The organism is Paraburkholderia sp. GV068, assembly GCF_003058125.1.
GTDB lineage: Bacteria > Pseudomonadota > Gammaproteobacteria > Burkholderiales > Burkholderiaceae > Paraburkholderia > Paraburkholderia graminis.
Genome location: NZ_QBUB01000010.1, coordinates 187,635 through 199,690 on the forward strand (window position 1 = coordinate 187,635; position 12,056 = coordinate 199,690).

The following is a 12,056-nucleotide window of genomic DNA, read 5'->3' on the forward strand; positions in this document are numbered from 1 at the left end:
TTCCTGAGAACTGTCATATGCACCTGAATCCAATCGTCAGCGAGGTCGACTTCGACCTGGCCGGCCGGCACACCGGTTATCTGCGTTTGCCGCACTCCGTGCATCGTTCCGCATACGGCTGGCTGCCGTTCCCTGTCGTGTCGATACGAAACGGCAGCGGGCCTGTCGTGCTCGTGATGGCCGGCAATCACGGCGACGAATACGAAGGACAAATTCTCGCCGCGCAACTCACGCGCGAGATCGATCCGGCCCATCTAACGGGACAAATCATCGTGTTGCCGGCCGCGAATGCGCCCGCGGTCGAGCAGGGTCTACGGACTTCGCCGATAGACGACGGCAATCTCAATCGCGCGTTTCCCGGCGACCCGCGAGGCTCGCCCACGCAGATCGTCGCGCATTACATCGAGCATGAATTGCTCGCGCGTGCCGACTATCTGATCGATCTGCATTCCGGCGGCAGTTCACTGCTCTATCACGGCGGCAACATGCTCGCGATCGAGCCGCGCGACGAGGCCGGGAAAGCGCGGCTAATCGACTTGCTGAATGCCTTCGGTTTGCCGAACGCATTCATTCATCGCGAGAACCCCGTGCATGCGGCAGCGGCGGCGCGGCGTCAAGGCGCGGTGTCCATCACGACCGAACTCGGCGGTGCGGGCACGGTCAGCTCCGCGCTGATTCGCGAAGCGCGCCAGGGGCTGCTGCATTTCCTCGGGCACGTCGGTTTGCTGCATGGCCCGCTCGTCCCCGAATCGCCGCCTGCAAGCGTGCGTTTCAGACGCGTCGCCGGTGCGCGGCACTACGTTTATGCCTACGACAGAGGCGTTTACGAGCCGCTTGTCGAACTCGGTGAACGGGTAAGTCAGGGGCAACCCGCTGCGCGAATCCATTTCCCCGATACGCCGTGGCGCGAGCCGGTGATTCGCCATTTCGACAGCGACGGAGAAGTCGTTTGCAAGCGCGTGCCCGCGTTGGTCCGAAGAGGCGATTGTCTGTTTCACCTTGCAGAGGACGATCCAACGTTCTTTACGCAGCTCGCGCGCTGACGATGTTCTATTGACGGATACGCTGCGCGAATAACGCAATGCGATGCGCGAGCAATCGAACGGACAACAAAAAACGTTCGCCGCCGCGGCACCATATTCATATACCAATTGCTTGTTTAGCCGTCGAACGACTGCGCGCTATCGTGTGAATTCCACAAGACGAGCCGGCGCGTTCCGGTCGATCATCATGAGCTTTAGCGTTGTCGATACCAGTCCGCTCGATCCGCTTGCCCAACCTCTGCTAAGCGCATTGCAGCGCGAATATACGACGCGTTACGCATCGTTTCACAAGGACAACGGCGAGTCGGCCGCGCAGGAAATCGCGCGTTATCCGGCCGAGGCGTTCGCTCCGCCGGAGGGCGCATTCATTCTGCTGCTGCGGGAGGGCGCGGCGATCGGCGGCGGCGCGTTCAAGCGCTACGACGCGCGCACCGCGGAACTCAAACGGGTCTGGACACGCGACGATGTGCGCCGTCAGGGCCTCGCGCGCCGCGTCGTGCAGGAACTAGAACAGCGTGCGCTCGCCCAGGGTTATACGCGCGTTTATCTGACCACCGGTTTCCGGCAGCCCGAAGCTTGGGCGCTGTATGCGAATAGCGGCTACGTGAGCCTGTTCGATACGTCATTGCCTCCCGAGGTGCATGTTCATCTGCGCTACGGAAAGGACCTGCTCGATCCGGGCCGCATCGATACCCTCGAAGACCTTCGCGCGAAACAAACCGATCTCGCGATCCGCTAAGCCCACCTGACATTCCAACGGAACACATGACGATGAGATTGCGCGCGCATCTTGCAACGCTTCTATTGGCGAGTATGGCCGGCATGACGGCCGGCAGTGCCCCGGCGCTCGCCGCGGCGCCGGGTTTCGATTTGAGCCCGGCGCAACAGAACCGCATTCGCGGCGCGGAGGACCCGACCGCCATCAAGGCCATACCTTCGAACTTCGCCTTTGTCGCGAAGAATGCGTTGACGGTGGGCATCGTTGTCGGTCATCCGCCGATCAGCACCTATGCGAGCGATGCGAGAACCGTAGTCGGGTTCGACCCGGACCTCGCGCAACTGATTGCGGACAGTCTCGGCAAGCATCTGAATGTCGTGATTCTCGCGTGGCCGGACTGGCCGCTGGCCCTTGCGTCCGGCAAGGTCGACGCGGTGATTTCCAACGTCACGGTGACGGAAGAGCGCAAGGCGAAGTTCGACTTCTCGACCTACCGGCAGGATCAGATCGGCTTCTATGTGAGGACCGATAGTCCGATCAGGCAAATCGCCGAGCCGAAAGATATCGCCGGTCTGCGGATCATCACCGACGCCGGGACCAATCAGGAAAAGATCCTGCTCGAGTGGGACCGGCAGAACGTCGCGCGTGGGCTCAAGCCGGTTTCCGTGCAGTACTACGACGACGATGCGGTGAGGTCGGTGGCGTTGCAGTCGGGGCGCGCGGACGCGATCTTGAGCGTGAATGCCGCGCTTGCCTACGATGCCGCGAGACAAGGCAAGACGCGCCAGGTCGGCACCTTGAGCGGCGGCTGGCCGCGCACGGCGGAGGTCGCGGTGACGTCGCGCAAGGGCAGCGGTCTTGCCGAGCCGCTCACCATCGCGCTGAACAATCTGATCCAGAACGGACAGTATCGCTCGGTGCTCGCGCGCTGGCATCTCGAGTCCGAGGCGATCGCGAAGGCGGCGACCAATCCGCCGGGCTTGCCGAAGTCGTGACGCGGCGGTCGAAAACGCATCACCGGCTTCGATCTTTCCTTCTGTCTGGCGAACGACATCATGAGCAAGAAGCACATCCCATTCGGCATCATGCTGCAAGGTGCCGGCAGCCACATGAACGCGTGGAAGCATCCGGCGGGACCGGCGGATGCCAGCGTCAATCTGGACTTCATGATCCGCACGGCGCAAAAAGCGGAAGCGAACGGCATTGCGTTCGCGTTCGTCGCGGACGGTCTCTACATCAACGAGAAATCGATCCCGCACTTTTTGAATCGCTTCGAGCCCATTTCGATCCTGTCGGCACTCGCCACGGTCACGTCGAAAATCGGTCTCGCGGGTACGGTCTCGACGTCGTATAGCGATCCGTTCACGGTCGCACGGCAGTTCGCGTCGCTGGATCTGATCAGCGGCGGCCGCGCCGGCTGGAACGTCGTCACGACGCCGCTCGAAGGCACCGCGAAGAACTACGGCGGATCGCATCCCGAGCATGCGTTGCGCTACGAAATCGCGGATGAATACCTGAGCGTGACGCAAGGGCTGTGGGATAGTTGGGACGACGATGCATTCGTGCGCGACCGCGCGCGCGGCGTGTTTTTCGATCGCGACAAGTTGCATCCACTCGATCACCAGGGGAAATTTTTTCAGGTAGCGGGGCCGCTCAATATCCAGCGCTCGCTGCAAGGACAACCCGTGATCTTCCAGGCCGGCTCGTCGGATGCGGGCATTGCATTGGCCGGTAAATATGCGGATGCCGTGTTCACGCATTCGGTCTCGGTCGAAGAGACGCGGCTTTTCGCGCAGCGCGTGAAGGACAGCGCCGAGGCGCATGGGCGCAGCCGCGAAGACGTGAAGATATTCCCCGGTATCGGCCCGATTGTCGGCGCCACGCATGAAGAAGCCCAAGCGAAGTACCGCGCGATTCGCGATCTGCTCAATATCGACGAAGCGCTCGCGTACCTCGGCCGCTTTTTCGATCATCACGACTTTACGCAGTACCCGCTCGATGCCCCGTTCCCCGAACTCGGCGATCTTGGCCGCAACAGCTTCCGCTCGACGACGGACCGCATCAAGGCCAATGCCCGCAGCAACGGACAAACCTTGCGCGAAGTCGCGCTCGAAGTCGCGACGCCGAAGACGCATTTTCTCGGAACGGCCGAACACGTGGTCGATGAACTGATTCGCTGGATAGAAGCGGGCGCCGCCGACGGATTCATTCTTGGCTTCGCGGTGCAGGCGCAAGGCCTCGACGATTTTGTCCGCTACGTGATTCCCGAACTGCAGCGGCGCGGCCGTTACGAAAGCACGCTCAGCGGCGCAACGCTGCGTGATCACTTAGGTTTGCCGCGCAAGGAAAGCCGCTACACACTGACCGAGACTGCATGAACACACGCGAACGGACACCACAACGGACCGAGTACGAACGATGAACGAAGCCGCTAAAGTCGCCGTCCAGGCGCCAGGTTCCGCGCAAGCAGAATCGCAACGGGACCGCAACCGCTATCACGTCGTGCCCGCGAAGCATCGCGCGCGCACTGCCGGTGCTGCCCTCGCCGCTATCGTGATCGCGCTCGTGCTCGACTCCGTGCTTGGCAATCCGCGCTGGGGCTGGGGCGTATTTGCCGAATGGTTTCTGTCGGAACCGGTGCTCTCGGGACTCGGGCGAACACTGCTGCTGACGGCGCTCGGTGCGTCGATCGGTTTTGCGCTCGGCATGCTTATCGCGCTCGCAAGAGTCTCGCGTTCTCCGCTTCTTGCAGGCAGCGCCTGGGTGTTCGTGTGGTTGTTCCGCTCGATCCCGCTTATCGTTCTGCTGCTGATCCTGAACAACCTCGGCTATCTGTACGAGACGATCAGCGTCGGCATTCCCTTTACCGGCATCGCGTTTGCAAACTGGCCGACCACCGAGGTCGTGAGTCCTTTCTGCGCGGCCGTTCTCGGCCTGACGCTCCATCACGCCGCTTTTTCGGCGGAAGTGATTCGCGGCGGCATTCTGTCCGTCGATCAGGGGCAACTCGAAGCGGCCGCCGCGCTCGGACTGCCGCGGCTTCGCCAGGCGCGGCGCATCGTGCTGCCGCAGGCCATGCGGGCCATCGTGCCGACCGCGTTCAACGATCTCATCTCGCTCGCGAAGGGATCGGCGATGGTTTATGTGCTCGCCATGCCCGAGCTGTTCTACACGGTGCAGATCATCTATCGGCGCAATCTCGAAGTGATTCCGCTGCTGATGGTGGCAACCGTCTGGTATCTGATCATTCTCTCGGTGCTCTCCGCGATTCAGGTGTACGTGGAGCGCTATTTCTCGCGCGGCGCGACGCGCAGCACAACGTCGTCGCCATTCGACGAGGCCATCAAGGCGCTTGCACGATTTGCGCTGCGTCGGCGCGAAACGGCATTTGCCGGCGAGTCGCGGCTTGCCGCCGCCATCGCGCCGAGCGAGTCGAAAATCCCCGGCGCTGCGAATCCGTGGATCGACCAGCGCACAGGCGGCGAGATCGTCATCCAGAAGGTCTCGAAGAGCTTCGGCGCACTCAAGGTGCTCGACAACGTCTCGCTCACCATGCGTCCCGGCAGCGTCACGGTGATCCTCGGTCAATCCGGCTCCGGCAAGTCGACGTTGCTGCGCACGATCAATCATCTGGAACGCGTCGACGACGGTCTGATCGATATCGACGGCGAACTGATCGGCTATCGCCGCGACGGCATGACGCTCTACGAACTGAAGGAGCGCGACGTGCTGCGGCGTCGCGGCGACGTCGGCATGGTGTTTCAGAACTTCAATCTGTTCCCTCATCTGAGCGTGCTGGACAACATTGTCGAGGCTCCTGTCGCGCTTGGCCGCTTGCCGCGCAAGGAAGCGGAGCAACTCGCGCAGGGTCTGCTTGCGCGCGTCGGACTCGCGGACAAGGCGCACGCGTGGCCGCGGCAATTATCGGGCGGACAGCAGCAACGCGTCGCGATTGCCCGCGCGTTGGCGTTGAGGCCAAAGGTTCTGTTGTTCGACGAGCCGACATCCGCTCTCGATCCCGAACTGGTGAATGAAGTGCTCGACGTCATCAAGGAACTGGCGCGCTCCGGCACCACGATGGTCATCGTCACGCACGAGATCGGCTTTGCGCGCGAAGTGGCCGACACCATCGTGTTCATGGATCGCGGCCGGGTGATCGAAGCCGGTCCGCCGGCGAGCGTGCTGAACCATCCACAACATTCCCGCACGCGCGAATTCCTGTCGCGTGTGCTCTGACCACTCCTTCTTCGCAACACGATGATCAACAGGCGCAGATTCGTCATGACGGGCATCGCGGCGGCGTTGGCGACGATCGGCCGCGCACATGGCGCGCAGACCGGCATCGACCTCAGTCCGCAACAGCCCGGACGCATACGTACCGGCAAAAACGAGCAGGCGATTGCGGCAATCGCGAATCGCTACCGGTTCGTGAAGGAAGGGCTTTTCACAGTCGCCATCTCGCCGCATGGTCCGCCGACCGCGACTTACGCGACGGATGCGCGGACCGTCGTCGGTTCGGATGCGGACTACGCGCAACTGATCGCCGACGCCCTGGGACTCAAGCTCGACATCGTGCCGATCACGTGGGTCGACTGGCCCCTGGGTTTGACGTCGGGTAAATACGACGCGGTGATCTCGAACGTCGGCGTGACGGAGCAGCGCAAGGAGAAGTTCGACTTCACCACTTACCGTCAGGGCTTGCACGGCTTCTATGTGCGAACCGCCAGCCCGATACGCCACATCGCGGAGCCGAAAGACATTGCGGGCCTGCGCGTGATTACCGGCTCGGGGACGATCCAGGAAAAGATCATCCTCGAATGGAACCGGCAGAACATCGCGAAAGGACTGAAACCCGTCGAGCTCCAGTATTTCGACGACGATGCGGCAAGCCGCGTTGCGCTGCTCTCCGGCCGGGCGGACTTGGAGTTCAATCCCAATGCGCCGCTTGCCTACGACGCCGCGCGAAGCGGCGCGATTCGCCAGGTGGGAACCGTGAATGCGGGCTGGCCCGCGAGAGCGGACGTGGCGATTGCAACGCGCAAGGGCAGCGGACTTGTCGACGGCCTGACACTTGCCACCAATGGCGTGATCGCCGACGGCACGTACGCGCGCGCGCTCGCGCGCTGGGGGATTCAGGCGGAAGCGCTGAACCGCTCCGAAAGCAACCCGCCGGGCCTGCCAAAATTCTGATCCAATTCCAATGACCTTCCGTTCCGTTTTTCCCGGCGCGTCGCTGCGGCACGCCCTGTTTCGTGGTTCGCGCCTTGGCGTGTCGATGGTGCTAACCGGCGCGCTGCTGATGAACGGCGCTTCTGTCCACGCCGCGCCCACCGGCACACTCGTGTTCTGCTCCGAAGGCAGCCCCGCCGGCTTCGATCCGGGCCAGCATACGACCAGCACCGATTTCGACGCGAGCACCAATACCGTCTACAACGGACTCGTGCAGTTCCGCCGCGGCACGCTCGATCTCGAACCCGCGCTGGCGACGAGCTGGGACATTTCAGCGGATCAGCGCACGTACACGTTTCATCTGCGCGGCGGTGTGAAGTTTCATACGACCGCATGGTTTCGACCGACGCGCGACTTCAACGCCGACGACGTGCTGTTCACGTTCAACCGGATGCTGCATGCCGACGATCCGTTCCGCAAGGCGTATCCAAGCAGCTTTCCGTATTTCAGCGACTTGGGCTTCGACAGGAACATCGAGAGCATAGAGAAGATCGATGCTCTGACCGTGCGCTTTCGGCTCAAGGAGCCGGACGTGATTTTCGTGCGCAATCTCGCGATGAGCTTCGCGTCGATTCTGTCGGCGGAATATGCGGAGAAGCTGAGCGCCGCGCATCGCGAGGCGGACATCAATCAGTTGCCGGTCGGAACCGGGCCGTTCGTGTTCCGCTCGTACCAGAAGGACGCGCTGATCCGTTACGACGCCAATCCCGTCTACTGGCGCCCGGACGACGTCAAGCTCGCGCATCTGATCTTTGCGATCACGCCTGATCCGGCGGTACGCATGCAGAAGCTGGCAAGCGGCGAATGTCAGGTGTCCGTGTTTCCACGTCCCGCCGATCTCGAGGTTGTGAAGCGAAACGCCGCGCTTACCGCAGTTTCGGGCGTCGGCTTCAATGTGGGCTTCGTCGCCTACAACACGCAACATGCGCCGCTCAATCGCGTGGAAGTGCGCCGCGCACTCGATATGGCCATCGACAAACCCGCGATCATTCAATCGGTGTTCTCGGGCAATGCAACCATCGCGTCGAACCCGATGCCGCCCGCGCAATGGTCGTACAACAAGCAGTTGAAGGACGCACCTTACGATCCCGCAAAAGCCAAAGCGCTGCTTGCGCAGGCGGGCTTTCCGAACGGCTTCGAGGTTTCGCTATGGGCGATGCCGGTGCAGCGTCCCTACAATCCGAATGCGCAATTGATGGCGCAACTGATCCAGCAGGACTGGGCGAAGATCGGCGTGCGCGCGAAGATCGTGAGCTACGAGTGGGGCGAATATAACCGCCGCGCGAAGCAGGGCGGCGAACACGATGCGATGCTCTACGGCTGGTCAGGCGACAACGGCGATCCCGACAACTGGCTCGGCACGTTGCTCGGGTGCGATGCGGTGCACGGCAGCAACGTGTCCAAGTGGTGCGATCCGGCGTTCAACGCGTTGATCGACAAGGCGCGCGCAGCCGCGAACGTCGACGAGCGCACGGCGCTTTATCAGCAGGCGCAGGTCATCTTCAAGCAGCAGGTGCCTTATACGCCGATTGCGCATTCCATCGTCTCTCTGCCTGTGTCGAAGCGTGTGAAGGGGATGGTGTTTTCGCCGCTCGGCAGTCATCGCTTCGAGGGCGTGTGGCTGGAGTGATTGCGTCTACGTTACGGCGAGTGCGGGACGACGATGCGATGGCATCGCATCGCATCGCCCCGGCGGTCGGCTCGAACTACGCCGTTGCGGCCGCTTCACGCCGCAACAGATGGCGGCTGAACGGACGCGGCAGCGCGAAGTGGTCGCGCAGCGTACGTCCTTCGTAATCGGTGCGGAAAATGCCGCGTTGCTGCAGCAGCGGAACCACGCCGTCGGTGAAGTCTTGAAGCCCGCCCGGCAGAACATCCGGCATCAGATTGAAGCCGTCGGCGGCGCCGCCTTTGAACCAGTGCTCGATGTCGTCGGCGATCTGTTCCGGCGTGCCGACGACGACACGATGTCCGCCGCCGCCCGCCAGCGCGCGAATCAATTGACGCGCCGTGTAGCCATGCGTGCGCGCCTGCGCGAGCGTGGCGTGGAAGAACGTGTGATTACCATTGCCGCCGCCGGGCAATGCGAGATCGTCGGGCAGGCGTTCGTCGAGTTTCAGGCGCTCGACAGCGATGCCCAGTATGCCGGCCAGTCGCGTGAGGCTATACGTCCACGGAATCAGATCGACCAGTTCATCGCGACGGCGCAAAGCCTCGGCTTCGGTTGCGCCGATGATCGTCGTGAGCCCCGGCAGCACGCGAATCGCATCGCTGCCGCGGCCCCATGCTGCCGCTCGCGATTTCAGTTCATGCGCGTAGGCGGCGGCTTCATCGAATGATTGCGATGCGGAAAACACGGCTTCGGCATGGCGGGCCGCGAGCTCGCGTCCGTCGGCCGAGCCGCCGGCCTGGATCAGCACGGGATGACCCTGTTCGCTGCGCGGCAGATTGAACGGGCCGTCGACACTGAAGTATTTGCCGCGATGATCGATGCGGTGCACCTTCGCCGTATCGATGAAGCGGCCGCTCGCCTTGTCGCCGATAAAAGCGTCGTCTTCCCAGCTATCCCACAACGCCTTCACGACCTCGGTGAATTCGGCCGCGCGCTCGTAACGTTGCGCGTGATCGGGCACCGCGTCGCGTCCGAAATTGCGCGCCGAACCGAGATCGGCGGTCGTCACGATGTTCCAGCCGGCGCGGCCCGCGCTGAGCTGATCGAGCGTGGCGAAGCGGCGCGCGATGTTGTACGGCTCGTTATAACTCGTCGACGCCGTGCCGATAATGCCGATATGCGTGGTCGCCGCGGCAATGGCGGCGAGCAGCACGGTCGGCTCGAGTGCGGTGATCGGGCGGAAGTCGATCTGATCTGCAATCGACGCGTTATCCGCGAGAAACACCGCATCGAACTTCGCGGCCTCGGCGATCTGCGCGACGCGAACGTAGTGAGCGACATCGACGAAAGCGCGCGGATCGGCATCGCGCGTTCGCCATGCGGAAGGGACAAAGCCGGAGTGAAGGATGTTGACGTTCAGATGAAGCTGGCGAGGCGGATCGGTTCTCATGGTCGTGTCGAATGCGGGAGAAGTCAGCACGAACGTGCTGACCGATTCGATCATTGTCGATGAGCGCGGCGGTCGCGACCACGAAGGAATTGTGGCATCGATATGTATGAGGCGACTAAGCGGGCGACGTCAGCGCCATTGACACGCGCGCTCGCAACGCGGGCAAAACATCGGCTTCGAACCAGGGATTGCGCTTGAACCATGCGATGTTGCGCGGCGACGGATGCGGCAGCGGCATGACGCGCGGCCCGTATTCCTGCCACCGGGTGAGCGTGTCCGTCAACGTTGGTCCGCGTGCGTCACCGAGTCCGAATTGTTGAGCGTATTGTCCGACCAGCAGTGTGAGCCTGACCGCACCGAGGTGTTGGATCAGCTCCTCATGCCACCGGGGCGCGCACTCTGGCCGTGGCGGCAAATCACCGCTGCGGCCGCGGCCTGGATAGCAGAACCCCACGGGAACGATGGCAAATTTCGAATCGTCGTAGAAGGTGGCGTCGTCGACGCCAAGCCATGCGCGCAGGCGCGCGCCGCTCGCATCGCTCCAGGGTATCCCCGACGCATGCACCCGTGCGCCGGGCGCCTGACCCACGATGAGAATGCGCGCCTGTGCCGACGCGGCCAGTACCGGTCGCGGTGCATGGGGCAGCTTCGACGCGCAAAGCGTGCAGCTGCGAATGTCGCTTAGCAGCTTATCGAGCATGATGATTCCGTAGTTGTTTGCCGGGGGCACGGCGCTGTCGGAACGAACCGACTGGTTCGACGTGGCCGCATAGTCTTATGCCCCCGAAGAGCTGCGCCGTGGGTGGTAACGGCCGGATAGCTTAGCATCTGCTCGCAATCGACTACTGCGATCCCGCCGACGAAGCCTGTCGAACCCGCACCGCTTCACGCCTCGCCCAGGCCGCGATACATTCCGATACCTCGCCGACACACGTGGGATACATAGCGCGCTTCTAATCGCTGCATGGCGCCGGGCGCGAGCGTTGTCAGCTCGCCTGAAGGACATTGAACACGTGTCGTCAGAGTCCCGTCGATAGATCAATTGCAAACGATAAGGAAGCTCGCAAATGACTGGCGACAAAGTGTGGTTTATCACCGGCTGTTCCGCGGGGCTGGGGCGCGAGCTTGCCGAAGCCGTGCTCGCGAGCGGTCATCGGCTCACCGCTACGGCGCGGGACGCGGCACGGCTGCGGGCTCTGGCCGACAGGTACGGGGATCGCGTTCGCGTGATCGCGCTGGACGTGACCGATCCGGTCGCGGCGCGGGACGCGGTCAGTCTCGCCGTCGAGCAGTTCGGCCGTCTGGACGTGCTTGTGAACAACGCGGGCTACGCCGACCTGGCTTCAATCGAAGACGCGACCGATCAGGCGCTGCGCGAACAGATGGACGTCAACTTCTTCGGTGTTTGCAATCTCAGCCGCGCAGCGTTGCCGGTGATGCGCAAGCAGCGCGCCGGTCACATCATGCAGATTTCGTCTGTCGGCGGACGCGTCGGAGGACCGGGGCTCGCGGCCTATCAGGCGGCGAAGTGGGCGGTAGGCGGCTTCTCCGAAGTGCTCGCCAAAGAGGTCCGCGACTTCGGCATCAAGGTCACGGTGATCGAGCCAGGGTCGATGCGGACGAACTGGGCCGGTTCGTCGATGACCATTCCCGAGATCAGCGAAGCCTACCAGCCGGTCATCGGTCCGGTGGCGGAGCGCCTGCGCCGCAGTGACGGCAATCAGCCGGGCGACCCGGCGCGCATTGCCCAGGTGCTGCTCGATATCGCCGAAGTGCCTGCGCCGCCGTTGCGCCTGCTGGTCGGCAGCGACGCGGTAGCGGTAGCCGCCGATGCCGCGAGGTTTCGCGCCCAGGAGGACGCCGAATGGCGCGCGGTCAGCGAATCCGTTGCGTACCCGCCCGCTGACACTGCACACGTCGCGCAAGCCACGCAAGCCGGCGGTGCGGATTGATACGGCCGCGATCCGCCGGACCGCTTCACGTCGTCGTTCATCTCCGATCCTG

General features: G+C 63.0%; 10 protein-coding genes. 8 read left to right on the plus strand and 2 right to left on the minus strand.

Translation table 11 applies throughout. From position 1 onward, the window contains the following. Positions 1–17: 17 nt before the first annotated feature. From C8K18_RS21045 to C8K18_RS21075, 7 genes are all read left to right on the plus strand, one after another. Positions 18–1,043 (plus strand): succinylglutamate desuccinylase/aspartoacylase family protein, encoded by a 1,026-nt coding sequence (locus tag C8K18_RS21045; RefSeq protein WP_107709559.1) that lies wholly within the window; start codon positions 18–20, stop codon positions 1,041–1,043. Between the two features lie 187 nt (positions 1,044–1,230). After that, positions 1,231–1,782, plus strand: a complete 552-nt coding sequence (locus C8K18_RS21050) for a GNAT family N-acetyltransferase (protein WP_107709669.1) — start codon at positions 1,231–1,233, stop codon at positions 1,780–1,782. Between the two features lie 32 nt (positions 1,783–1,814). Beyond that, the gene (locus tag C8K18_RS21055; RefSeq protein WP_107709672.1) at positions 1,815–2,756 is read left to right on the plus strand and encodes an ABC transporter substrate-binding protein; all 942 of its coding nucleotides are present in this window, start codon (positions 1,815–1,817) and stop codon (positions 2,754–2,756) included. Positions 2,757–2,816: 60 nt separating this feature from the next. Beyond that, positions 2,817–4,139, plus strand: a complete 1,323-nt coding sequence (locus C8K18_RS21060; protein ID WP_107709561.1) for an LLM class flavin-dependent oxidoreductase — start codon at positions 2,817–2,819, stop codon at positions 4,137–4,139. Positions 4,140–4,179: 40 nt separating this feature from the next. Continuing rightward, positions 4,180–5,997 (plus strand): amino acid ABC transporter permease/ATP-binding protein, encoded by a 1,818-nt coding sequence (locus C8K18_RS34065; protein WP_107709563.1) that lies wholly within the window; start codon positions 4,180–4,182, stop codon positions 5,995–5,997. Positions 5,998–6,018: 21 nt separating this feature from the next. Beyond that, a complete protein-coding gene (locus C8K18_RS21070) occupies positions 6,019–6,951 on the plus strand; it encodes an ABC transporter substrate-binding protein (protein ID WP_107709564.1) in 933 nt (310 codons plus the stop codon). Positions 6,952–7,036: 85 nt separating this feature from the next. Continuing rightward, complete coding sequence (locus tag C8K18_RS21075; protein ID WP_165919841.1) at positions 7,037–8,620, plus strand: ABC transporter substrate-binding protein; 1,584 nt, start codon at positions 7,037–7,039, stop codon at positions 8,618–8,620. Between the two features lie 76 nt (positions 8,621–8,696). Here the strand turns inward: C8K18_RS21075 and C8K18_RS21080 are convergent, their stop codons facing one another. Together C8K18_RS21080 and C8K18_RS21085 are read right to left on the minus strand one after the other, a co-directional pair. Then, positions 8,697–10,052, minus strand: a complete 1,356-nt coding sequence (locus tag C8K18_RS21080) for an LLM class flavin-dependent oxidoreductase (protein ID WP_107709674.1) — start codon at positions 10,050–10,052, stop codon at positions 8,697–8,699. 115 nt (positions 10,053–10,167) lie between these two features. Next, the gene (locus C8K18_RS21085; RefSeq protein ID WP_107709566.1) at positions 10,168–10,752 is read right to left on the minus strand and encodes a uracil-DNA glycosylase family protein; all 585 of its coding nucleotides are present in this window, start codon (positions 10,750–10,752) and stop codon (positions 10,168–10,170) included. A 367-nt stretch (positions 10,753–11,119) separates the two neighbouring features. Here C8K18_RS21085 and C8K18_RS21090 point away from each other — a divergent pair, with 367 nt between their 5' ends. Next, positions 11,120–12,004 (plus strand): oxidoreductase, encoded by an 885-nt coding sequence (locus C8K18_RS21090; RefSeq protein WP_107709567.1) that lies wholly within the window; start codon positions 11,120–11,122, stop codon positions 12,002–12,004. The last annotated feature ends 52 nt before the right edge of the window (positions 12,005–12,056 follow it).